This is a genomic window from Coriobacteriia bacterium, from assembly GCA_034370385.1.
Taxonomy (GTDB): Bacteria; Actinomycetota; Coriobacteriia; order Anaerosomatales; family PHET01; genus JAXMKZ01.
Genome location: JAXMKZ010000029.1, coordinates 1 through 22020 on the forward strand (window position 1 = coordinate 1; position 22020 = coordinate 22020).

Sequence of the window (22020 nt, forward strand, 5' to 3'; positions counted from 1 at the left end):
GCCGACATCAGCACAGCGGTATCATCTTGCATGCGGGTTTCCTTTCTTCTCTGGGTCTTAGACACACCAAGAGTAGAAGGAAACCCGTTCTATTCCTCAAGACGGTCCGGGGCTCCCGCCCCCCGAAACCTTACGCGCTCATTGACGAGGGCGTTCGGGCGTTCGGCCGCTCGGCCCCGACGGTCACAGCGGCCCTAGGCTCAAGGAACATGCCCGCGGCACGAGTGTGACACAGAACAGAGCGACGCCCGCACCGATGTCTCGGGCGGGCGTCGCTTGAGAGGCGAGTCGTATCTATCGGAGTCAGTTGATGGAGCTGCGGGCCGCGAGCACGAAGGCGAGGTCGGGACGGGTCGAGGTGGCGCGCTCGAACGCTTCCTGGTCGCGACGTGCGAGCCAGAACAGCGTCGCTGCGGTGATCATCGGTCCGAGGAGCGCGAAGGTCATGAGACCCCACACGCCGGGCTCGAACTGGTAGATGATGCCCCAGGCAACGACGGCGAACGATGCGAGCGCGAGCAAGACGGCCGTCACGCGCTCGTAGTACCAGCCGATGATGAGTGTCGCTGCCACCAGGGTGAGCGGGATGAGAGCCGCGAAGAGCGCGCTTGTCGCGCCGGACTCGCTGAACGAGTACGCGCCGGCGAAGGCTGCTATCGACCAGAACGCGCCTCCCGCGATGACGAACGCTCGTGCCACGCCACGCTCGACGCCGATTCGCACGGCGGACTCATGCTCTGTGCGGACGGCGGTGGTCACCCGACGGCTGGCCCGGTGTGAGGAGAGGTCGTACGCCATCAATGCCAAGACAACGGGTACGCCGATCGCGACACCGATCGCGGCCACAAAGGTTCCGATGATGAGGACGGCTGCTAGGGCGAGAGACATGACGCTCAACCTCCAAGTGCCAGGACCGATTCTCCGGTCCGCCAACTGCTGCTGGTATGAATATGCGCTTGCTGCAGCAGTTGTAGGTTCGCATCACGTTTTCGTGTTGTTAGGGTTCTGTATGCGTGCGAGCGAGAAGGCGAACACGGTTCCGTCGCCTGGCGTGGAGCTCACCTCGATATGGGAGCCGTGCGCCTCGACGATCTCCTTCGCGATCGCGAGGCCGAGACCCGTCCCGCCTCCTCCGGAGCGCGATGTGTCGGCCCGGTAGAAACGCTCGAAGACACGTGCCGCCTCGTCGGGGGAGATTCCGGGGCCTTGGTCAGCCACCTCGAAACGGACGTTCTCCCCCAGCGCGCGTGCACTCAGCGTGACGCGGGTGCCGCGCGGTGAGTGCTTGAGGGCGTTGTCGGTGAAGCTCAGAAGGACCTGGACCACCCGGTCTCTGTCGGCGTCCACCGACAGATCCGCGGCCGTGTCGGTCACCAGGGCGACGCCGGCTTGCTCGGCGAGTGTGGTCATCACCCGGGCGACGTCTGACACGAGGTCCTCCGCCTGGAGCGAGACGGGTTCGAGCTGGAGGTTGCCCGCTTCGAGCTTGGCGAGCGTCAGAAGATCGGCGACGAGCCTGCTGAGCCTGTCGGCCTCGAGCTGCATGGTCTTGATGAAATCGTCTCTGACCTCGGGGACGTTCTTCGCTCCATCTTCGAGCAGTTCGAGCATTCCCTTGAGTGCGGCGACGGGCGTGCGCATCTCATGACTTGCGTCCGCGACGAAGCGCCGCTGTGCGTCCTCGATACGCCGCTGTTCGGTGATGTCTGCCAGCAGAAGGACGGCACCTTCACTTGTGCCCTCGGAGTCGAGCAGTGGGGTGCAGTGGAGGAGTACCACGCTGGAGCCCAGCTCGATCGAACGGACGGACTGATGGCCGGCCAGGCCGTCGCGTAGTAGGTCGGCGATCTCCGGAGCATCGATCGCGGTGGCGATGGCCGCGCCCACGACCTCACGGTCGGTGAGCCCCAGAAGCCGCAACGCCTCCGGGTTTGCCACGCGCACGACGCCGCGACCGTCGAGAGCCAGTAGGCCCTCGGCCATCGATTCGACCACGGCCGAGATCTGTCGTTGGCTGTCTTGGAGAGCACCGAACGCATCACCGAGGGTGGTTGCCATGGAGTTGTAGGACAGCGCAAGATCCCGAATCTCGTCAGGCACAAGCGTCGTGGGCAGCCGCTGCTCGAAGTCGCCGGCCGCGATAGCCGCTGCCGCGGCGGACATGGCGCGGATGCGGCCGCTGATGAGTTCGGAGAACGCGAAGCCGAGAAGACCCGCAACCGCGAGCGAGACCCAGAAACTGATCCACAGTCGGTCACGCACCGCCGCCAGAATGGCAACCGGGCGCTCGACGGCACTTGAAGTCACCACCACCCCGAGGACCTCGCCGTCTTTGCTCGTCAATGGTTTGGACGCGACGACCCAGCCGTCCCTTCGCAGGTCGCTTGCGGCATACGATGCGTTCTCCTGCGATCCGCTCAGCCGAGCGGCCTCCAGCACCGGCTCGATCGGTGCGGCATCGAAGGCGGATTCGACCAAGTCGCCCTCGCTGTCATAGACCCAGACGCCGCCCCCGTAGATGTTCCGGTACTCCCGAACCGTCGTCTTGACGTTGGCCATGCCCGACGTTCCTGGCTGGAAATCCGGAGCCAGACGCTGCGTCAGCGCCGCTGCGTTTCTGAGTTCGCCCGTTTCGACCTGCACGGTGAGCGTTCTCTTCAGGCCCGCGGAAAGCGAGCCTGACAGAATCAACATCGCGACGACGACGACCGCTATGAACGACCCGGTCTGCCACAGACGGATAGAGCCCCTGCTGCGAGGTGCCATCGGGTCAGGACTCCCTGAGGCGGTATCCGTAGCCGCGAACGGTGAGCAGGTAGGAGGGGCTCTTCGGGTCCGCCTCGATCTTCTCGCGGATGTTATGTATGTGGACGTCGATGGCGCGTTCGTCTCCCACGGGTGACTCGTCCCAGAGCGCCGCGAGAATGGCCTGACGCGAGTAGGCGGTCCCGGGGTGCTTGGCCAGGTGGAGAAGTATCCCGTACTCCGACGTCGTGAGGTGCAGCGGTTGGCCGGCGAACTTCACCTGGCGCGACAGCGTGTCGATGGTGAGCTCGCCGACCTCGATGCACGCCTTGCCAGAGGGCTCGGATTCTACGCGTCGCAAGATGGCCTTGACGCGGCTCACCAGTTCTCTGGGCGAAAAGGGTTTCGTCACGTAGTCGTCCGCCCCGAACTCGAGGCCAAGGATGCGGTCGACCTCGTCTCCGCGCGCGGACAGCATGATGATGGGCACGCCGGATACAGCGCGCATATCCTTTGCGATATCGAGCCCGGACTTGCCCGGGAGCATCACATCGAGAATGACAAGGCTTGGGCGGATCTCCTCGAAGAGGAGTTCGGCACCGGGCCCATCCATCGCCGTGTGAACCTCATAGCCGGCTTCGGTGAGGGCGTAGTCGACGATCTTGAGGATCGATTCCTCGTCGTCGACGACCAGGATCTTCTTCACGTGGACGCTCCCTCGCAGACGCGGTCTTCACGCGAACCAAGCATAGCCCACACGAAGCGAATTTCCGCTAACCGAACCCTAACACTACGACAATCGGGTACGAACGGTGCAGGTCTTATTGGCTGATACTGTCAGTCCGATGGGTGAAGGCCCGCCGACCTGAAGGTGGTGTGAGCGCCATAGACACTGTGCGATCCGATACGAAGCCCCACCATCGGAGAGGCTGGTTACGCAGACGCCACGGCGCAGCGTTGGCCACGATGGCGATCACGGTGGGCCTGCTGGTGGCCTTCACGACGAGCGCGCATGCTGGCGCCGCGGCCACGGGCGAGCCGGCCTTCCAGCCCTGTAATCGGTGCCACCCGGTCACCCTTGGTGCGGACGGCACACCCTCGCCAGAGCTTCCTAACGGTTTCGAGAAGCACGAGATCGTCTTGGAGGAGCACGACATCCTCGGCGACGGTGAGGCCGCGTGTCTCGTCTGCCATGACGAGCCGACGAAAGACCCGGGCAAGTTGCTCACAGCTGACGGGACCCGGGTGGATGTGACCGGCGATGTCTCGCGCGTGTGCCAGCGCTGTCACTTCCAGCAGTACCGAGAGTGGCAGGTGGGCGTTCACGGCAAGAACGCCGAGAAGTGCTCTGCGGCCGGGTGCCACGACCCACATACACCCTCCTGGATCTATGTAGCCGCTCTGCCGCCCTTCCAGGGTACCGGTATGGAAGTCAGGGCCGTCTCGGACCGCGAGCCCTTCAAGCCGATGGCCGGTCCGCCCGTTAAGCCGCCCGTGTACACCCCCCTGTGGCTCTCCATTGCGACGACCATCGGCGCGATCATCGTGATTTCGATTATCGGATTCCTCGTGATGGGAAGGCCACAGAGATGAGCCACGACAGCAATCCACGCCGACTCGCCGAGCAGCCACTCCCGGAGGGGTGCACCGTATCGAGACGCCGCTTCCTTGAGGGCATCGGGTCCGCAGCCGGCCTTCTCGCCGCAGGCACGGTCCCTGCGATCGCGACCGTGGCGGCGACCGCGGCAAACGCGAGCGAGTCCGTTTCCGGGGAGCCGGAGCCCGGGGGCGGCATCGGATACCTCGCCGAAGCGAATCAATCGGTCAACTACCCCGGCAAGCCCGTTCACTACGCGGAGCCGGCGGGTGATCAGAAGTGGGGCATGGTCATCGATGTGAAAGCCTGCATCGGTTGCCGGCGCTGCGTCTACGCGTGCGTGAAAGAGAACAACATCGGTCGCAACGCGGGTTTCACTTACATCCAGGTGCTCGAGATGGAGCTGGGCAAGGTGGACGTCGAGCACGGCGTGCTCGACTACGAAGAGGCCGGAAGGCCCGACAAGTGGTACATGCCGGTCCAGTGCATGCAGTGCGCGAAGCCGACCTGCGTCTACGGCTGCCCGGTCATCGCGACGTGGAAGGAGCCCGACGGCATCGTGGTCATCGACTACGAGAAGTGCATCGCCTGTCGCAACTGCATGGTGACCTGTCCGTACGATGCGCGTCACTTCAACTGGGTCGAGCCCGAAGTGCCCAAGGCCGAAGTGAACCCGAAGGTCCCGCTCGAAGAGAAGGCGGGAGTGGTGGAGAAGTGCACGTTCTGCATACAGCGGACCCGCAACGGTCAGACCACGGTTTGCACGGAGGCCTGTCCCGTCGGTGCGCGCAAGTTCGGCGACCTGAACGACCCCGAAAGTGAGGTGTCGATCCTGCTCAAGACCCGCCGCGTGTGGCGGCTCAAGGAGGAGTTCGGCACCGAACCGATGATCTGGTACGTGGGGTGATGTGACATGGCCATCGTCTCAACAACCCGCCCGGGCGTGAAGCGCTTCATCGGAGTGGACTTCGATCTGGGCTCTCTGCGCGTGGCAGGCCCCCGCTACTGGGCCTTTGTGTCGCTGCTGTTCTCCCTGGTCGCCCTCGGTGTGATGGCGTGGGGGGCCGCGCTCACGGAGGGCGGTTCCGTCATGGCGATGCGGGACGACTACCCGTGGGGGCTGTGGTTCGCGAACTATATGTACTACGTCGGGCTGTCCGCCGGCGGGCTCGTCGTCTACGCGAGCGTCCACCTGTTCGGGGCCGAGCAGTTCAAGCCGCTCTCACGCGTGGCGGTGCTGCAGGCGGGGGTCCTCGTCATGCTGGCGCTGCTTGGCATCATCACCGATATGGAGCGCCCCGCGCGGGCTGTCTGGATGCTGCTGACACCCAACCCCACGTCACCATTCGTCTACACCGGTAGTGCCGCCAACATCTACATGATCATTTGCTTCATCGACCTGTGGATCCTCATCACGGGGAAGGGTGGCGAGAAGCTGGCGTTCAGAATGACGCTCATCGCCCTGCCATTCGCCATCTACCTGCACACCACGACAGCGTTCGTGCTGGCGCTCAACAAGTCCCGCGAACTGTGGAACTCCGCGGTCATGGTGCCGATCTTCCTCACGTCGGCGACCGCGTCGGGTATCGCGCTGTTGCTCATTGTCGCCTACATCATGCAGCACTACCGCGTGCTGGAGCTCACTTCGAGCATGTTCCGGAGCCTGGCGACTCTACTCGCCACGGTGATCATCATCGACCTCTTCTTGCTGGTCGTGGAGATGCTCACGATCTACTGGCCCACGGCGGCCAAACCCGGGCACACGATCCGCTTCTCGCACTTCCTCACGGGTGAGTACGCGAAGTTCTTCTTGCCGGTGCTCGTCATGGGCATCATCGCATTCGCCCTGTTGGCAAGTCGGAAGAACAGGCATATGCCGGCGATTCAGATCACGGCCGCGGCCCTGTACGTGGTCGCCATCTTCCTCAAGCGCTACTCCCTGATGTCCATGGGATTCGTCGTCAACCCGCTCGGGCAGTACGCGCCGCCCTACGTTCCCAGCCTCGTCGAGGTGCTCATCGCACTGGGACTGGCGGCGCTCGGCGTTCTCATGATGACGGTGGCTGCCAAGGTCCTGCCTTTGCGCGTACCTGAAGAAGAGCATGAGGCCGAGCACCGTGCGGCCCACACCGATGCAGTGGCGGTCGGCTCGCTTGAGGCCGGGTGAGCGTCCGGTGAGCGAGAGCCCGACTCGTCAGCCAGGTGATGCAAGGAGCCGGCGCACGATCACCTTCGGCGTGATCGCCGTCGTGGCCATCATGGTCGCTGCGGTGGCGATTCCGCTGCTGGTCACCTCGACGGCGCAGTTCTTCGAGCGCTACCACCTGCTCGAGCGCCGGTATGTGAACCTCGAGGACTCGGCGCATGAAGGCATCGGCTGTCGCGACTGTCACGAGACAGAACCCCTGGCCAACGGCGCGGCGCTCGTGGGCGACTTCTATCGAAGTCTGGTGACGAGCGAACCAGTACCCCGGTACTTCGCGTTCGGCCCGCCGAAGTCCGAAAGGTGCTTGTCGTGTCATGAAGACGAGTGGAGCACCGAGCTCAACCGGACGGACAAGATTCCGCATCCCGCGCACCTTCGGGTGGCCGAGGAGAAGCGCGAGTGTGTGAGCTGCCACAAATGGACCGCGCACCTGGAGACCTACATCGATAAGCACAAGGAGATGCCGTTCTCGGGGGTGTGTGTCGCCTACGGGTGTCACGTCGGCACCAAGACGACGGACCAGTGCTTCGACTGCCACCACGTTTTGCATGAATCCGGCGATGAATGGCAGGAGGCCCACCCCGACGTCGTGAGGGCGAGCGGACAGAGCGCGTGCGTGGAGTCTTGTCACCAGGTGGATCAGTGCCAGCAGTGCCACACCACCGGCGAGCGGCCTGAGTTCACCGGTCAGCCTATCGAGATCGGCATGAAGGCGATCGAGGAGCTCCACGTCCGGGACGACTGGACACCGCGCTTCCACGGGCCACAGGCGCTTCTGGACGAAACGAAGTGCCTCAAGTGCCACCAGTCCAGCGGTGAGTGTGACGAATGCCACCGCGAGCGCCCCGCGTTTCACGGCACGACGGACACGTGGATCGGGCGGCACAGCAAGCGCACGAAGCTCGTCGACGACCCGGGCTGTCTGGCTTGTCACGAGGAGCCGTGGTGCAAGGACTGCCACGACCAGTTCAAGGAGATGGAGTAGGTGGGCGAGCCCCGCTCCGGGCGCATGTTCCGCCGTCCGATCGCATGGGTGCTCGGGGCGGTCGCGCTGCTCATGATCGTGGCTTTGGTGGTGCCGATCGTCTCGGTGCTGCAGCCGCGCTACTACGAGCGCTATCCGGAGCTGGGCGCACGCATGCGTCACTGGGAGACGTCGACGCACTCGCGCATCTCGTGCATCGAGTGTCACGTCGAGCCGGGCGCGGGAGGTGCGCTGTCGTTCGCGCGAGACGCGGTGCCTGCCTTCTATGCGCAGCTGCTCACAGGACCGAGCGATACGAACCTGCTCAGCGCCCCGAGCCGTGCGGCCTGCCAGAAGTGCCACACGACCTATCGCAAGGTCGGCCCCGGCGGTGATCTGCTGATTCCGCATCGGGCGCACGTCGAGGTGCTGGGAATCGAGTGCACTGACTGCCATGAGAACCTCGTGCACTCGTTCAATCGTCGTGGGTTCAACCGACCCGAGATGGAAGGGTGCCTCGAGCGCTGCCATGACGGGGACGCCGCGGGCGACGAGTGCGTCGACTGCCATACCCGCAAGGGCACGCCTGCATCTCACAGACAGGCGGATTGGCTCCGCCAACACGGCGCGGCCGCCGAGTCGCAGGAGTGCGGCGAGTGCCACGATTGGACCCCGAACTACTGTGCCGACTGCCATGCACAGCGGCCTGCGTCGCACGCGGGCAACTGGAAGAAGGGGCACGCGCCGCACGCGAAGATCCGTGGCGACGGCTGCTTGGTCTGCCACGGCAAGCCGTTTTGCGAGGAGTGTCACTGATGGGCGAGCGGAAGCGGACCTTCATCTGGCTCGCCGTGGTGGCGGTTGTGGTGGTGATCCTCTTCGGGGTGCCGGCCTATCTGACGGCGCAGCCTGAGTTCTTCAAGCGCTACCCGGTCATGGCAGAGAAGTACGGTCCGTGGGCGGTCTCCACCCACCTTGAGGCGGGGTGCGATGGGTGCCACGTGCCGCCGCGTGCTCTTCCCCGGGCGGTCTACCGCGCGCGCCTGATCGGCGAGTTCTACCTCTCGCTGGCCTTCAGCGACCGCGAGCCGGATCTGTTCGAAACACCGGGCAACGAGGCGTGCTTGGTTTGTCACAACGACCTGCGGTCGGTCTCTCCCGAGGGCGACCTGCAGATTCCGCACCGAGCGCACGTCACTATTCTCAAGATGGAGTGCGTGGAGTGCCACGACTACCTCGTGCATGAGAAGAACGCCGCCGGTGTACACACCCCGTCCATGGACGGGTGCATGCGATGCCACGATGGCGACACGGCGAAGGATGCATGCACCGCGTGCCACACGGAGAAGGCGGCGCCCAAGAGTCACCAGGGCGCCGACTGGCTGGTGGTGCATGCCGAGCGCGGCGATGATCCTGACTGCGAGGGTTGCCACAGCTATACCGAGGACTGGTGCGGCGACTGTCACCGTTCTCGCCCGCGCTCTCACGGGACCGACTGGCGCGCCGTTCATCGCGACGCGGTTGCCAAGCAACGTAGCTGCGAGGCGTGTCATGACGGGAAGTTCTGCGTGCGGTGCCACGGAGAAGTGCCCACACTGAACCTCGAAGCACGTGTTGAGTCGACCGGGCAGGTGAGCCCCGATGAGTGACGAGCTGGACCCGGGCGACGCTTCCGCACCGATTCCGGATACCGGGCGCTCGCGCTTTCGTCAGATAGCTGCGAATCGGCGAGTACGCATGGTGGTCGCTGTCGCGTTCGGCGTGTTCGTGTTGGTGGGGCTGCTCGACCTCGGGACCGGGTCGTCGCAACTGTGTGGGTCCTGTCACGAGATGGGGGCCCGTGTTGACTCGTGGGCGCGATCCGCGCACAACACCGTACGGTGCGTGGAGTGCCACCAGCCGGTTCGAGAGTGGTATGCCTCGCCGCTGCGGGTCCTCGACCGGGGGCAGTTACTGGCACGAGATATCTCGGCACACCTGAAAGGTGGCTACCAGGACCCGGTGGACAGCAGCCGCTTCTCAACGACCCCGGTGCCTGACGAGATTTGTCTGCAGTGTCACGATCCTAAGCGCAAGGCCACCTCGGGGTATCGCATACTCATCGACCACGTCGAACACGCCGAGCGCAACGGGTCGTGTATCTCGTGTCATGTACGCACCGCCCACCCCATCGAAGAGCGCAGTACGGCGCTCTCCCTGATGTCCCAGTGCTACACGTGTCATGGGCAGCCGTCACAGCCTGAGGCATCCGGCGAGTGCGGCGTCTGTCATCCCTCGGGCTTTGAGTTGACTCCACAGTCCCACGAGCCCGCCGCGTGGAAACGCGGACACGGTGAGGTCGCGCTGACCGACCCCCGCCAGTGCGAGATGTGCCATGAGAAATCGTTCTGCACCGATTGCCATGGCATGGAGATGCCGCACCCCGAGGGCTGGGCGCAGGGTCCCGGCGGCCATGCACAGGCCGCTGATCTCAGCCGCGACACGTGTGGACAGTGCCACGGAAACCGACCGGACATGTGCACGATGTGCCACCACGAGGGCTACCAGCCTACCCGGGGCAGTTGGGCCAAGCAGCACTACGTCGAGGTCCGGGATCGCGGCGCGCTGTACTGCGTGGACTGTCACTCGCCCACGTACTGTGTTCGCTGCCACGTCCGAGCGGCAACCGAACTCGGCACGGAACCGTAGCGTATCCCTCGCGGTCAGGCCCTCTTCGCCACGAGCTCGATCTCGACGCGCGCTCCCAGCGGCAGACCGGCCACGGCGACCGTCGAGCGCGCCGGGTACGGCGCGGTGAAGCGCTCGGCGTACACGGCATTCATCTCGGCGAAGTCCGCCATGTCGGTGAGGAAGACATTCACCTTGATGACATCATCCATCGTCAGGCCCGCATCGGTCACCACGGCCTTGAGGTTGGCGAAGACCTGCGCGGTCTGCTCGGTGACGCCGCCGGGAGCGAGCTGGCTTGTCGCCGGATCGATGGGCGTCTGACCGGACAGGTACAGCAGGTCGCCGGCCCACGCGCCGTGCGAGTAGGGTCCGAGGGCGGCGGGTCCGTTGGGGCTGACGTGCGTGTTTCGGGGCATGCGAGGGTCCTTTCGATCCGTGCGCGGTCAGGTCACCGGCTCGAGTTTGGCAGAGAAATGCCGCAAGAACGGCGGCTGTTCGACGATGCGGTAGGAGGGTAGCGATGCGCGCCCCTCAAACGCCTTGACGACCACTTCGATCACGTAGTCCATGTGGCTTTGTGTGTAGACACGCCGCGGAATCGCCAGACGAACCAGCTCGCGCGGACCGGCCAGCTCCTCGCCGGTGGTCTCATCGCGCCGACCGAACATGAGGGTGCCGATCTCGCAGGCGCGCACGCCTCCCAATCGGTAGAGCTCCACGGCCACCGCGACACCGGGAAGCTGCGTCGGCTCGAGGTGCGGAGCGAAGCGCTTCGCATCCAGGTAGATGGCGTGGCCGCCCGGCGGCCACAGCAGCGGCACGCCTGCGTCGCGCAGGTGCTGGCCTACGTAGCGGGTCGAGGTCAGGCGGTAGTGCAGGTAGTCCTCGTCGACGCCCTCCTGCATGCCGATCGCAAGCGCCTCAAGATCGCGCCCGGACAAGCCACCGTAGGTGGGGAAGCCCTCCGTCAGGATGAGCAGCGATTGAGCGTGGCGCCGGACCTCGGAGTCGCGCGTGGCGAGGAACCCGCCCATGTTGACGATGGCGTCCTTCTTCGCGCTCATCGTGCAACCCTCGGCGAGCGCGCACATCTCCAGCACAATCTCTCGCACAGACTTGTCCGCATATCCCGGCTCGCGCATCTGGATGAACTTCGCGTTCTCTGCGATCCGGCAGGCGTCCAGGTAGAGAGGCTTCGCGAACTCGCGACAGACTGCAGCGACCTCGCGCAGGTTCGAAAGCGACACCGGCTGGCCGCCACCCGAGTTGTTGGTGACGGTCATCATCACAAGAGGGATGCGGTCGACGCCGTACTGGGCGAACGCCGCACGTAGCCGCGCGACATCCATGTTGCCCTTGAACGGCTCATCGGAGCCCATGTCCGCCAGCTCGCCGCAGGGCAGGTCGAGTGCGAGCGCGCCACGGAACTCGACATTAGCGCGCGTCGTATCGAAGTGGCTGTTATTAGGGACGACATCGCCCTCTTCGCACAGCACGGAGAACAGGATGCGCTCGGCGGCGCGCCCCTGGTGGGTAGGGATGACGAACTCAAAGCCGGTCACTTCATGGATGGAGTCGTAGAAGTGGAAGTAGCTGGGGCTGCCGGCATAGGACTCGTCGCCGCGCATGACGCCGCCCCACTGGTTGGCGCTCATCGCGCCGGTGCCGGAGTCGGTGAGCAGGTCGATGATCACATCTTCCGAGCGCAGCGCGAAGATGTTGTAGCCCGCGGCCCGGATCATCTCCTCTCGCTGCTCGGGTGTGGTCATCTTGATCTGCTCGACCACTTTGATGCGAAACGGTTCGATGATCGTCTTGAAGGTCATGGCGCCTCCCGGTGCCACCAGTGCGCGGCTCGATCTTGGTAGCCGACGCGTGCCGTCAGGCAGGATAGCGGAAACCGAGGGCTGCGCGCTGGATTCGAGGTAAGGAAAAGTTGCACTAAAGTTTCATGAGTAGCCTTACGATAAATGAAGTTGGGCGATGGGAGCTACGGGGGGAATCCAGTGGGACAGCTGCACGATGCGGTACAGGTCGTCGAGGGTCTGATGGGCGAATCCGGAGGCGACGTCGATAGGATGCGCGGCCTGATCGGCATGAAGGCCGGCTTCTTCCTCATCATCATCAAGCCGGACACTCCCGATGATCCAGCGAAGCTCGCGTCCCTGCGCGCCGCGGCCGAGGATGTCCTCGGCCGAAAGATGCCGTTCTAGAGGAAGAAGAGGCCCTGATGTCAATCAAGCTCAAAGTCGCCGCGATCGTGATCGGCTTGTTTGTCCTGGCCGGGGCGGCGGTGCTCTGGACGACGCAAAGCCTCTATCTGACGGCGATCGACCGCGCTTCAGCCACGTCGGTCGCTACGGCCCAAAGTGCTTTCGCAGCGCTTGAGCAACAGGACGCCGAGAAGCTCGCTGCCGCAAACGATGTTCTGCGCTCTCGCACTGACCTGCGCGACGCGTTCGTCGCGGGTGATCGCGAGAAGCTATTCACTCTCGCTGAGCCGATCTTCAACCAGCTTCGCGAGAACTACGCGATGACCCATCTGTACTTCGAGTTGCCGGCCCCTGAGTCGAAGATCTTCCTGCGGGTCCACGCGCCCGATAAGTTCGACGACGTCAACGCCCGTGACACGTACAAGTCGTCCGTCGAGTCCGGGACCTACGGCATCGGCAAGGACCTGGGGAAGACCGCCTTCGCTCTGAGGGCCGTGCACCCCTGGGCCGACGAGTCCGGCAAGGTAGTCGGCTACGTTGAGACCGGGCAGGAGATAGAGGAGTTCCTCGACATCATGTCCGAGCAGTCCGGCGATCAGTACACGCTCCTGCTTTCGAAGGACAGGCTGGATGCCGCCGAGTGGGCGACGATGCGGGAGAACCGAGGGGATGCGAACGACTGGGATCGGTACGAGGCGCTGGTTGCCGCGCACTCAACGGGCGACGCGCCACGCGAGGCTGTCGTCGACACTCTGGACATCGGCGGGCTGAGCGATGTCGGCGACGTGGTGACCGGTATCGAGGGTGGAGCCGACATCGTCACGGGTGCTTTCCCCGTGAAGAACACCATGGGCGAGCGGGTCGGCGCCGTTGTCGTCGCGCATGACATCAGCGCCCTGCAGAGCCAGCTGGCAGCCGCGCGTACCCAGACCATGCTCATCCTGTCGGCCGTCGGCGTCATCCTCGTCCTGGTCATCGTCCTGATGCTCAACGGACTGGTCTTCAATCGCCTGGACGGGATGATCGAGCACATGCGGGACGCCTCAGTGCGCCTTGCCGGTGGGGACTTCGACATCTCGATGCCGGCTTCAGAGAGCAACGACGAGATCGGTCGGTTCGAGCGGTTCTTCGCGACGTTCATCGAGGCGGTTTCGGCCACCCTGAAGCAGCTGTCGAAGTAGCCTTGCACGAGCCGCGCTTCTCCACGCAAAGGCCCCCGGTTTCTCCCCGGGGGCCTTTCTGTCGTGCGGGACACTGATCGACGCGCCACGCGGGCGCGGGCGCAGTTAGCGCACGCGACGTCCGCGCGCCGCTCCACCGGTCGTGCCGGAGAGCTGGGCGTTGAAGGCGCGCAGATGGTTCACTGACCCGGCGCGCAGGTTCTTGTAGACGGCGAGTACGTCGGCTTGCGTCGTGCGAGCGATACGCTCGTCGAGGTCGGCGATGTCGACTTCCTCGATGAGCTTGCCGACCTTGAGCGCCTCGGTGAGCGAGACCGACCCGCGCGCGACGAGGTCATCGTGCAGCTTCTGGAGCTCGGGGTCGCTGAACTCGCCTATCCCCTTGCCTTCACTGGGGTCGTCGACGCCGTAGCGCTCAAGCAGAAGAGCGATCGTGTCGGTATGACGCTGTTCGCTCGCCGCGATGTTCGTGAACACGCGAGCACCCCACTTCTCGTACAGCGCAGTGTAGACATCGTGGGCGAGCTTCTCCTCCTCGCGCATGAACGAGAGGTCAGCAGCCAGTTGGGCGTCGGCGACTACGGGCGTCGTGGCCGGCACCGTCGCGAGGGCGGCGCGGGGCGCCGTGTCGTAGCGGGCGAGTGCGACCGATGGCAGCGCCAAGGCGCCTGCGAGCGACATGACGGCGAGTGCGCTGATGACCTTCTTCGAGCGGAGCTTCATCGAAAGGCACCTCCTGAATGTTCGCGAGGGCTGATCCCTCGATGGGATGACTATGGCCCCGCGCAATGAACGTCTCGCGAAGCCGGAGAGAAGGTGCTCCGCGCATCGTGTGAACGTGGCGAGAACGGGGATCGGACGACCATGCCTTCGATCTCGCAGACGCGGTGGTACATCTGCGGTCCCTTGTGGGAATGAAGGCCCACAGGGGAGTCAAGCTGTCCTTGGGAGGAGGAGGCGGCCATGATCCACATCGCGGTATATGCGCGGCAACGTCGGCACCTTGGGAGAATCCTGCTCACATTCGCGGTCTGTCTGGCGCTCAGCCTCGGGGCGCCCGTGTCGGCCGTCGCCGACGACAACACGGTCCCTGCCGATCCGCCTCTTGCGGTGAGCCCGCAGTCAGGCGTCGGCAACCAGTGGTCAAGGCCCTACCAGTGGTTCCGAATCCCGCTCAACAAGGGCGACAGCGTGAGTGCGACGCTCACCGTCACGTCGGCTGGCGACAGCATCTACCTGCGGTTGTATCCGCCGGGTACCACCGACGGACGTCAATCGCACGTCGCGGAAGAGGCAAACGACCGCAAGGGGTTCGACTACACGGCTACCCGGTCCGGTGACTACCTGTTCAGGGTCTTCACGTTCAGCTACGGCGATTCCGCGTATACGTTCACGTTCGAGGTCGACCCGGCACCGGTCAAGACGGCACTGGGACTGTTGTCCACTCCGGTTGCGCCGAGCAGGATGTCGCGCAGTTTGACCTACAACGTCACGGGGCACTTGAAGCCCCGACACACCGCGGGCAGCTACCCCGTGCGCATCTACCGCTGGAGGAAGATTTCGGCGACCGCGTGGAAGCCGTACGGTTACATCAACGCACGCGCCTATGACTACTCTTCGTACACGAAGTACGTGGCGAGGATCCGCCTCTCGACGAAGGGCACGTGGAAGCTGCGCGCGTATGCGCCTGAGGACACCGATCACCTTGCGAAGTGGTCGGGCACCAGGTACGTGACCGTGAGGTGACGCGATAGCCGCCGATCTCGCAGTCGTCGCTGCCCAGGCACTCGCCATCGCGCTCGTCTACATGAGCGGCTGGTGGGTGGCTTCTGTCGCGTTCACGCGTACCGACGTTGCGGACGTCGCGTGGGGCCTCGGGTTCGTCGTGCTCGCCTGGTGGGGTGCGCTTCTGGTGCCTGCCGTGCCGAGCGCCCGGGGCATACTTGCCGCGGTGCTCGTGTCCGTGTGGGGCGTCCGGCTCGCGGTGCACATCGCCCGCAGGGGATTTCGCGCAGGGGGGCGCGAGGATGCGCGCTACGCCGCGATGCGCGAGGGCGCCTCTGGGTCGTGGGCGCTGCGCAGTCTGCCGGTCGTGTTCTGGCTGCAGGGTGCGCTGATGGGGCTCGTCGCTGCGCCCCTCACGGTTATGGCGGCCGCACCTTCAGTACCGTTGGACGTTGCCGATCTGGTCGCGGTGGCCGTCTTCGTTGGGGGATTCTTGCTCGAGGCCACGGCCGACGTGCAGCTCGGGCGCTGGCTCGCCGATCCGTCGCATAAGGGACGGCCGCTCGTTACCGGGGTGTGGGCCTGGTCGCGCCACCCGAACCACGCGGGCGATGCGATCGCCTGGTGGGGCCTCGGCCTTCTGGCCCTCCCGGTCGCCGGAGGCGCGCTCGCGCTGCTTGGGCCGCTCGCCATGACGCTCCTCCTGCGCTACGTCTCCGGCGTGCCGCTTCTGGAGAAGCGCCATATCGGCGAGGAGGAGTGGGACGCGTACCGAGCCAGGACGAGCATCTTCTGGCCAGCGCCGCCGAGGGCTCGCTGAGCGCTCGCCCTACCGTCCGACGATGCGGTAGCTGACCTTGTGCACCCCGTTGAAGCCGAGGATACGGATGACACCCGGCCCGAGGTCCCAGTCACGCCCGGGGGTGAAGGGGCCGCGATCCTCAACGCTGGCGACCGCGGTCCGGCCTTTGTACCGGAACTCCACGAGCGTTCCGAACGGCAGGGTCTTGTGCGCAACCATCATGGAGTCAGGACCGATGCGCTTGCCGCTTGCTCCGCGGCCGGTGAAGTTGCGCCCATAGTGCGATGCGACGCCGGTACCCCACGCGCCGTTCCCGGCCACCTGCGGGACCGAGGGCGAGGGACGTCGCACGTCTCGGTTGCCGCTCGACGCAGGTCGGGGGGTCGCACGACGCTGGTACTCCTGGTACGCAGCCTGGTCACTGGCGAGTTCCGCTTTGGCCTGGCGAGCCTGCCGCTCAATCCCCCTGAGTTCGCGTGAGTGTGCCTGCTGCAGGGCGAGGAGTTGCTTCGCCGTGGCGCGAGCCTTTGCCCGGGCTGCTTTGAACCGGCGCACCGAGCGGGCCTCGTCCTCGTTGATGCGGGTGAGCAGAGCCCAGCGCGACGAGAAGTCAGCGAAGTCGACCGATCCGAAGAGCATTGCCAGGATGGAGATCTGACCCGAGCGGTAGGCGGCGTTCGCATGCGAACGTAGCCGCTTCTGGGCGGCCTGCTGCGAGGCCATGGCTTCGTCGAGGCGGCCGGTTGCCGCGGCCACCGATTTGGAGAGTCGCGCTGCACGCGCTTCGGCGGCACTACGCTCGGCAAGCGCCCTATCGAGGGCTTGGCGGCTGGTGGCCACCTCGGCTGCCGAGGGGGCCCCGAACGCCGCGGTTGCACACGCAGCGCTCAGGAGCGTCGCGAGGAGGAGGGTCAGCGAGAGTCGCCGAGCGAGTGTGGTTGTGTGGTTCATGGCAGAGCACAGGATACCTTGCCCGAGCTATCCGCGTCGCGCGCAGGCCTCCTTGCGGAGAGCGGCTACTGTCTGGTGCCTCCCGCGACGGTTGGCGTCTCGGTAGGATTGTTCGACGGGTCAGACGCTGCGATGAGCGGGACGGACGCGAGGACGACGCTGCCAACCTTCAGGTCAAGCATGCCCACGCGCTTGCCCACCGCAACCGGGGGCGTCACGCCTGCCGCCGGTCGGATGACGCGCTTCGGAAGTGGGTTGCCATCCAGCAAGGCACGCCGCACGGTCCAGGCCGGTCGCGCGACGATCGTGGAGTCGAAAGCCTCGGCCGACCACGACACCGCCATGGTGGTATCGCTCGTGACGAGGGTGCGGACCCGCGTGTGCGCAAACCCCCAGTCGAGAAGGCGGCGCATCTCGCGGAAGCGTCCGTCGAGCGTCGGGGCGTCCAGCACGACGCCGACAAGCTCCACACCACCGCGCTTGGCGGAGGCGACGAGGCAGTAGCCGGCCGGCCGCGTGTAGCCGGTCTTCACGCCGCTGATTCCTCCGTAGGAGCCGAGGAGGTGGTTTGTCGAGGGAACCCAGAGCGGCTTCTTGCCCGGACGCGGCAGCGCCACCTTCTTCTTCGCGACGATGCGGCGCAGTGTCGAGTCGGCCATGGTCCGCCGACCGAGCACGGTGAGATCGCGCGGGGTGGAGCGCTCTTTCTTGCCGAGCCCGTGCGGGTCCACGGCCACCGTTCCCGTGAGGCCGATCTGCTTGGCCTTCGCGTTCATTCGCTCCACGTGACGCCGCTCGCTGCCGGAGACGTGGATGGCGAGGGCGGAGGCGGCGTCATTGGCCGATGCGATGAGCATCATGTCCAGCAGCTGCCCCACGGTGAGCTTCTGGCCGGCCACGATGCCGATCCCACCCTCGCTCACGGCTGCGGCGCGGGCAGCGACGGTAACGGTCTCATCGAGCGAGGCGCGCTCGCGGACGACGAGCGCGTTGAGCAGCTTGATGGTGCTCGCAACCGGTCGGGCGCCTGCTGAGTCGCGTGACCACAGCGGCGCGCCATCGACGGTGACGAGCTGGGCCGCAGGAACCTTCACCGCAGGGGGCTTCGGCGCGGCGACAGCACTGCCGGTCGGAATGCTGAGGGCAAGAAGGCCCAGCGCGAACGCGACCAGCCAGACGCGTCTCGGGGCCGACAGCATACGGCGGATCCTCTCACTCGCTTCCAACTGCCCTCAGTCTGCGGACATCGGCCGTGGTCCGCAAGGGGTGCGCCCGCTGGCACCTTCGTTCGTGCGATACGCGCCTCAGGCATACCCGCCCTGAGAATCGGGGAATGCCCTATGCCCATCGTGCTGCGGGAGTGCGATAACTGGTGCACAGGACGGATACGACGAGGATGGACGGGAGGCGCATGATGACGGGGCCGTTGCGGTGGGAAGCAAGATTCGAATCAGGCGACCGCGCCATCGACTTCGATCATCAGGTCCTTTTCGCGATCGTCAACGAGGTCTACTCAACGACACTCGCGGGCGGTACGCCGCTCACCCCCCTCGAGATGCTCGCTGGTTTCGCGCGCTACGCGAAGCGGCACTTCGCCACCGAAGGGGCCTTCATGCGTGCGACTGGGGAGAGCGACGCGGAGAATCACCGCCGAGCCCATGAGGGTCTGTGCGCCGACATCGCCGTACTCGCCAAGCGCGCCGGCGATCTGGAGTATCTGGACGTATGCGCGTTCGCGTACGACTGGCTCGTGCACCATATCGTTGAAATGGACCTGCCCATGGTCGAGCGCGCGCGAAGTGGTGCGACCATCTCCGTGTGACTTCTTGAGATTATTCTCAGATCCCCTTCTTCGGCGAGCGGCCTCGGACGATTCTCTGTCCGGGGCCGCGAACCGCTATGCAAGGGAATACACAGGGTGTTCTCGGTAGTCCACGGGCAGGCCAATCAGGGGAGCGCCAGTGATTCTGGTCAGCGCAGCGAGCGGCTACATCGGATCGCACGTCCTTGCGCAGCTCGTCGCGCAGGGTAGGCCCGTTCGAGGGTCTGCTCGTCGCCCTGAGCGGGTCCGCATCACAGGCGCTCAGATCGTCAAGGCCGATGCTCTCGACGCCGACGCCGTGCGTGCGTCTCTCGAGGGCGTCGAAACCGCGTACTACCTGGTGCACACGCTGGACACGGGAGCCGGCTATGCCGAGCGCGACCGGGCGGCGGCCCGGATCTTTGCCGAGGCCGCTTGCGCGGCAGGGGTGCGACGCATCATCTACCTTGGCGGACTCGGCGATGCGCAGGAGGTGCTGTCCGAGCACCTGGCGAGCCGACAGGAGGTCGGCCGTCTTCTCGCCGAGAGCGGCATACCCGTGCTCGAGTTTCGCGCGTCGATCGTCGTGGGGTCGGGCTCTACGTCGTTTGAGATGATCCGCAACCTCACGGAGAAGATCCCGCTGATGACCACGCCGCGCTGGGTTCGAATGGCGGCGCAGCCCATCGCCATCTCGGACGTGGTTGCCTATCTCGTCGCCGCGATCGACTCTCCCGAACCCGACGAGCCGCTGACGGTCTACGAGATCGGCGGGTCGGAGATCGTGAGCTACGGCGATCTTCTCCGGATGTATGCGCGGCACCGCGGACTCAAGAGACTCGTGATTCCCGTCCCCGTGCTGTCGCCCGGGCTGTCGGGCTGGTGGCTCTATCTCTTCACGCCGAAGCAGGCCACCGTGGGGCGGCAGCTCGCAGAGTCTCTGCGCTACCCGACGGTCGTGACCGATGACCGCGCCGCGCGCGACTTCCCTCAGATTACGCCGATGGGCGCAGAAGAGGCGCTGCGGCTTGCGTTCGCCTCCGAGAACACGGTATTTGAGCAGACATGCTGGGCTGAGGAGTTTCGGGGCCGAACCGAACCCGTCTCTCTGGTGCGCGAAGGGCGCTACATCGACTCGCGGACGATTCGCGCACACTGTCCGCCCGAGGCGGCGTTCGATCCCATCGCCTGCATCGGAGGAGAGCGCGGGTGGTATGCGTTCGACACGCTGTGGGACATTCGCGGGTTCGTCGACCTGCTGCTGGGCGGCCCCGGTCACCGGCGCGGACGTCGAGACCAGTACGCGCTGATCGAGGGCGACTACCTCGAGTGGTGGCTGGTGGAGCGCGTCGAGGCTCCGCGTCTGCTGCGGCTCCGCGCCGAGATGAGGATGCCCGGCGAGGGATGGCTGCAGTACGAGCTGGAGCCCGATGATGAGGGCACGCTGGTGCGTCAGACGGCCATCTTCGATGCGAAGGGACTGCTCGGCCGCGCGTACTGGTACTTCGTCTTGCCGTTTCATCACTTCGTCTTCGAGGGGACGCTCAAAGGGATCGACAGGGAGTGTCGCGAGCTCGTGGACGGGCCCAACACCTGCCCGCTACCCGGCGCCTACGAGCGAGCGGTGAGCGAAGGGGCAGGCCGCGGCGGCTCAGAGACCTGACACGGCCGTTTCGGCGTACAACTGCATCAGGTCGCGGGTGACGGGACCCGGGGAGCCTTCACCGATCGTGATGTCATCGAGCTTCACGATCGGCACCACGCCGCGCGTCGTCGACGTAAGGAACACCTCGTCGGCGTCGAGCGCCGCAGTGACGCTGATCTCATCGTGGACGATCGCGTGTCGCCCCTCGGCCAGGCCGAGCACCAGCTCGCCGATCGTGCCGCGGAGCACTCCCTGTGCGGGCGCGTGGATGCAGCCGTCCTTGACGAAGTACACGCTGGCGCTCGCCGCCTCGCTGACGACGCCCCCGGCGTGGTACAGCAGGTCGAGGGCTCCCGAGGCGTTCACGGCGTCGCGGTGGGCGAGCATCGTCAGGTAGTTGGTGGTCTTGGCCTGAGGGAACTCGCGGGTGTGCTCATGGAGCACGAGCCGGGCACCGCGCTCGTAGATTTCGGCAGGGGGCTCATGGAGGTCGTGTGTGAGGATCATGAACGTCGGGCGTTCGCGGTCGTACTTCATGCCGTCCGGCGACACGCCGCCCGTGAGCACGAGTCGCACCGTGGCCTCGTCGTGATCGTTGAGCTCGAGCAGTGAAACGATGACCTGCTCGATGTCAGCATCGGTGGCGGGGACGGTGAGACCGAGTCGGGCGGCCGACGCGCGTAGTCGTTCGAGGTGCTCGGCCAGCAGGAACGGCCGTCCTCCTACCGTGCGCAGCAGGTCGAAGACGGCGAAGCCGCGCAGCAGCCCGATGTCGAGCGGGGAGATGGCCGCCTGCTCGAGCGGGACGATCTGTCCGTTGAGGTAGATGTGGGCTTCTGACATGAAGCCAGTTCTACCACATCGGAAGATAAGGCGGCACCGTCGCCATCCGGCGTCGGTGCCGCCTGGGTGCGCCCGAGAGGCACGTGCGGGAGCTAACGGATCAGATACTCCACGGTGCAGGCTCCTTGATTGGCCGCAACGTGGGTCTTGGTGGCCCGATGCCGCGAAACGGTGACGGTCAGCTCGCCGCTTGCGGGAATGTGGCTGAGCGGTACGCTCATCCACCCCTGAGCTTGGTATCCCCAACCGCCGGTGTCCCGCGGATCCTTCATCTCGGGATGCAGATTGCGCATGGTCACGAGACGGCGGTAGGTGGCGCCGCTGCGTCCCTTGTAGGTCACGAGCACGTTGGCGTCGTAGCCGCTGCCCCCGCCCGCCTTGTTGGTGACGAGTGGGTCGAAGCGAAGAATCACGCGCGAGTTCTTCGCTGAGGCCGCCGTAGTCGGCAGTGCCGAGAAGTGCCACGTTGCCGTGTTCTTCAGTTGCGTGTCGCGCAGCCAGAACCACCCGACGATGCTATCCCCGTTGGACGAGAACCTGTCGGCTGAAACGACCCGCACGGGTCCGTAGCTCGTCAGTGCAGCGAACGCAACTCCGACGCTCGCCAAGAGAACCGCGCACACGACAATACCGATCAGTACCTTTCTATTCACCTGACTCACCCCCTTGAGGGAAGC

The 22020-nt window shown here is 65.4% G+C and carries 23 protein-coding genes; 13 read left to right on the top strand and 10 right to left on the bottom strand.

Going from position 1 to position 22020, the window contains the following annotated elements; all coding sequences use genetic code 11:
• Window positions 1-303: 303 nt before the first annotated feature.
• The 3 genes from U1E26_06135 to U1E26_06145 all read right to left on the bottom strand — a co-directional run bounded on the left by U1E26_06135 (window position 304) and on the right by U1E26_06145 (window position 3451).
• The gene (locus U1E26_06135) at window positions 304-888 is read right to left on the bottom strand and encodes a hypothetical protein (GenBank protein MDZ4169218.1); all 585 of its coding nucleotides are present in this window, start codon (window positions 886-888) and stop codon (window positions 304-306) included.
• 93 nt (window positions 889-981) lie between these two features.
• Window positions 982-2766 (bottom strand): ATP-binding protein, encoded by a 1785-nt coding sequence (locus U1E26_06140; GenBank protein ID MDZ4169219.1) that lies wholly within the window; start codon window positions 2764-2766, stop codon window positions 982-984.
• A 4-nt stretch (window positions 2767-2770) separates the two neighbouring features.
• Window positions 2771-3451 (bottom strand): response regulator transcription factor, encoded by a 681-nt coding sequence (locus tag U1E26_06145; protein MDZ4169220.1) that lies wholly within the window; start codon window positions 3449-3451, stop codon window positions 2771-2773.
• A gap of 251 nt (window positions 3452-3702) precedes the next feature.
• Here U1E26_06145 and U1E26_06150 point away from each other — a divergent pair, with 251 nt between their 5' ends.
• From U1E26_06150 to U1E26_06180, 7 genes are read left to right on the top strand one after another with little or no spacing between them, the layout of a single operon-like run.
• The gene (locus U1E26_06150; GenBank protein ID MDZ4169221.1) at window positions 3703-4338 is read left to right on the top strand and encodes a hypothetical protein; all 636 of its coding nucleotides are present in this window, start codon (window positions 3703-3705) and stop codon (window positions 4336-4338) included.
• Window positions 4335-5249: a 4Fe-4S dicluster domain-containing protein gene (locus U1E26_06155; GenBank protein MDZ4169222.1), complete on the top strand. Its 915-nt coding sequence runs from the start codon at window positions 4335-4337 to the stop codon at window positions 5247-5249. Before U1E26_06150 ends, U1E26_06155 begins: the two co-directional genes overlap by 4 nt.
• A 6-nt stretch (window positions 5250-5255) precedes the next feature.
• Complete coding sequence (nrfD, locus tag U1E26_06160; protein ID MDZ4169223.1) at window positions 5256-6509, top strand: NrfD/PsrC family molybdoenzyme membrane anchor subunit; 1254 nt, start codon at window positions 5256-5258, stop codon at window positions 6507-6509.
• Window positions 6510-6516: 7 nt separating this feature from the next.
• Entirely contained in the window at window positions 6517-7533 is a 1017-nt protein-coding gene (locus tag U1E26_06165) for a hypothetical protein (protein ID MDZ4169224.1), read from the top strand.
• Window positions 7534-8328 carry a cytochrome c3 family protein gene (locus tag U1E26_06170; GenBank protein MDZ4169225.1) on the top strand — a complete coding sequence of 265 codons (795 nt, stop codon included), beginning with the start codon at window positions 7534-7536 and terminating at the stop codon, window positions 8326-8328.
• Window positions 8328-9161, top strand: coding sequence for a hypothetical protein (locus U1E26_06175; protein MDZ4169226.1), 834 nt, complete (start codon window positions 8328-8330; stop codon window positions 9159-9161). The genes U1E26_06170 and U1E26_06175 overlap by 1 nt, the downstream gene beginning before the upstream one ends.
• Window positions 9154-10200, top strand: a complete 1047-nt coding sequence (locus U1E26_06180; GenBank protein MDZ4169227.1) for a NapC/NirT family cytochrome c — start codon at window positions 9154-9156, stop codon at window positions 10198-10200. Before U1E26_06175 ends, U1E26_06180 begins: the two co-directional genes overlap by 8 nt.
• 14 nt (window positions 10201-10214) lie before the next feature.
• On the opposite strand, the gene U1E26_06185 is transcribed toward U1E26_06180, so the two are convergent.
• A complete protein-coding gene (locus tag U1E26_06185) occupies window positions 10215-10598 on the bottom strand; it encodes a Rid family detoxifying hydrolase (protein MDZ4169228.1) in 384 nt (127 codons plus the stop codon).
• 27 nt (window positions 10599-10625) lie between these two features.
• Window positions 10626-12008 carry a tryptophanase gene (locus U1E26_06190; GenBank protein MDZ4169229.1) on the bottom strand — a complete coding sequence of 461 codons (1383 nt, stop codon included), beginning with the start codon at window positions 12006-12008 and terminating at the stop codon, window positions 10626-10628.
• Between the two features lie 180 nt (window positions 12009-12188).
• Between U1E26_06190 and U1E26_06195 the strand changes: the two genes are divergently transcribed.
• The gene (locus U1E26_06195; GenBank protein MDZ4169230.1) at window positions 12189-12395 is read left to right on the top strand and encodes a hypothetical protein; all 207 of its coding nucleotides are present in this window, start codon (window positions 12189-12191) and stop codon (window positions 12393-12395) included.
• Between the two features lie 17 nt (window positions 12396-12412).
• Entirely contained in the window at window positions 12413-13576 is a 1164-nt protein-coding gene (locus tag U1E26_06200) for a cache domain-containing protein (protein ID MDZ4169231.1), read from the top strand.
• Window positions 13577-13681: 105 nt separating this feature from the next.
• Here U1E26_06200 and U1E26_06205 read toward each other — a convergent pair whose 3' ends face one another.
• Entirely contained in the window at window positions 13682-14299 is a 618-nt protein-coding gene (locus tag U1E26_06205; GenBank protein ID MDZ4169232.1) for a DUF2202 domain-containing protein, read from the bottom strand.
• Between the two features lie 240 nt (window positions 14300-14539).
• Here U1E26_06205 and U1E26_06210 point away from each other — a divergent pair, with 240 nt between their 5' ends.
• Together U1E26_06210 and U1E26_06215 are read left to right on the top strand one after the other, a co-directional pair.
• Window positions 14540-15322 (top strand): hypothetical protein, encoded by a 783-nt coding sequence (locus tag U1E26_06210; protein ID MDZ4169233.1) that lies wholly within the window; start codon window positions 14540-14542, stop codon window positions 15320-15322.
• 76 nt (window positions 15323-15398) lie between these two features.
• A complete protein-coding gene (locus U1E26_06215) occupies window positions 15399-16121 on the top strand; it encodes a DUF1295 domain-containing protein (protein MDZ4169234.1) in 723 nt (240 codons plus the stop codon).
• Between the two features lie 9 nt (window positions 16122-16130).
• On the opposite strand, the gene U1E26_06220 is transcribed toward U1E26_06215, so the two are convergent.
• A complete protein-coding gene (locus U1E26_06220; protein MDZ4169235.1) occupies window positions 16131-17054 on the bottom strand; it encodes a septal ring lytic transglycosylase RlpA family protein in 924 nt (307 codons plus the stop codon).
• 65 nt (window positions 17055-17119) lie between these two features.
• Window positions 17120-18253: a serine hydrolase gene (locus U1E26_06225; GenBank protein MDZ4169236.1), complete on the bottom strand. Its 1134-nt coding sequence runs from the start codon at window positions 18251-18253 to the stop codon at window positions 17120-17122.
• Between the two features lie 212 nt (window positions 18254-18465).
• Between U1E26_06225 and U1E26_06230 the strand changes: the two genes are divergently transcribed.
• Both U1E26_06230 and U1E26_06235 read left to right on the top strand, forming a co-directional pair.
• Window positions 18466-18876: a hemerythrin domain-containing protein gene (locus tag U1E26_06230; protein MDZ4169237.1), complete on the top strand. Its 411-nt coding sequence runs from the start codon at window positions 18466-18468 to the stop codon at window positions 18874-18876.
• Window positions 18877-19015: 139 nt separating this feature from the next.
• The gene (locus U1E26_06235) at window positions 19016-20518 is read left to right on the top strand and encodes an SDR family oxidoreductase (protein ID MDZ4169238.1); all 1503 of its coding nucleotides are present in this window, start codon (window positions 19016-19018) and stop codon (window positions 20516-20518) included.
• Here U1E26_06235 and U1E26_06240 read toward each other — a convergent pair.
• Both U1E26_06240 and U1E26_06245 read right to left on the bottom strand, forming a co-directional pair.
• Window positions 20507-21343, bottom strand: coding sequence for an aminotransferase class IV (locus U1E26_06240; GenBank protein MDZ4169239.1), 837 nt, complete (start codon window positions 21341-21343; stop codon window positions 20507-20509). The two genes, U1E26_06235 and U1E26_06240, sit on opposite strands and share 12 nt — an antisense overlap.
• Before the next feature lie 92 nt (window positions 21344-21435).
• Entirely contained in the window at window positions 21436-21996 is a 561-nt protein-coding gene (locus tag U1E26_06245; GenBank protein ID MDZ4169240.1) for a hypothetical protein, read from the bottom strand.
• Between the last annotated feature and the right edge of the window lie 24 nt (window positions 21997-22020).

Bases quoted from the DNA above. Each gene is read 5' to 3' on its own strand.
- U1E26_06135 (MDZ4169218.1), bottom strand. From the start codon at position 888: ATGTCTCTCGCCCTAGCAGCCGTCCTCATCATCGGAACCTTTGTGGCC.
- U1E26_06140 (MDZ4169219.1), bottom strand. From the start codon at position 2,766: ATGGCACCTCGCAGCAGGGGCTCTATCCGTCTGTGGCAGACCGGGTCG.
- U1E26_06155 (MDZ4169222.1), top strand. From the start codon at position 4,335: ATGAGCCACGACAGCAATCCACGCCGACTCGCCGAGCAGCCACTCCCG.
- nrfD (MDZ4169223.1), top strand. From the start codon at position 5,256: ATGGCCATCGTCTCAACAACCCGCCCGGGCGTGAAGCGCTTCATCGGA.
- U1E26_06175 (MDZ4169226.1), top strand. From the start codon at position 8,328: ATGGGCGAGCGGAAGCGGACCTTCATCTGGCTCGCCGTGGTGGCGGTT.
- U1E26_06180 (MDZ4169227.1), top strand. From the start codon at position 9,154: ATGAGTGACGAGCTGGACCCGGGCGACGCTTCCGCACCGATTCCGGAT.
- U1E26_06185 (MDZ4169228.1), bottom strand. From the start codon at position 10,598: ATGCCCCGAAACACGCACGTCAGCCCCAACGGACCCGCCGCCCTCGGA.
- U1E26_06190 (MDZ4169229.1), bottom strand. From the start codon at position 12,008: ATGACCTTCAAGACGATCATCGAACCGTTTCGCATCAAAGTGGTCGAG.
- U1E26_06200 (MDZ4169231.1), top strand. From the start codon at position 12,413: ATGTCAATCAAGCTCAAAGTCGCCGCGATCGTGATCGGCTTGTTTGTC.
- U1E26_06205 (MDZ4169232.1), bottom strand. From the start codon at position 14,299: ATGAAGCTCCGCTCGAAGAAGGTCATCAGCGCACTCGCCGTCATGTCG.
- U1E26_06210 (MDZ4169233.1), top strand. From the start codon at position 14,540: ATGATCCACATCGCGGTATATGCGCGGCAACGTCGGCACCTTGGGAGA.
- U1E26_06220 (MDZ4169235.1), bottom strand. From the start codon at position 17,054: ATGAACCACACAACCACACTCGCTCGGCGACTCTCGCTGACCCTCCTC.
- U1E26_06225 (MDZ4169236.1), bottom strand. From the start codon at position 18,253: ATGCTGTCGGCCCCGAGACGCGTCTGGCTGGTCGCGTTCGCGCTGGGC.
- U1E26_06230 (MDZ4169237.1), top strand. From the start codon at position 18,466: ATGATGACGGGGCCGTTGCGGTGGGAAGCAAGATTCGAATCAGGCGAC.
- U1E26_06240 (MDZ4169239.1), bottom strand. From the start codon at position 21,343: ATGTCAGAAGCCCACATCTACCTCAACGGACAGATCGTCCCGCTCGAG.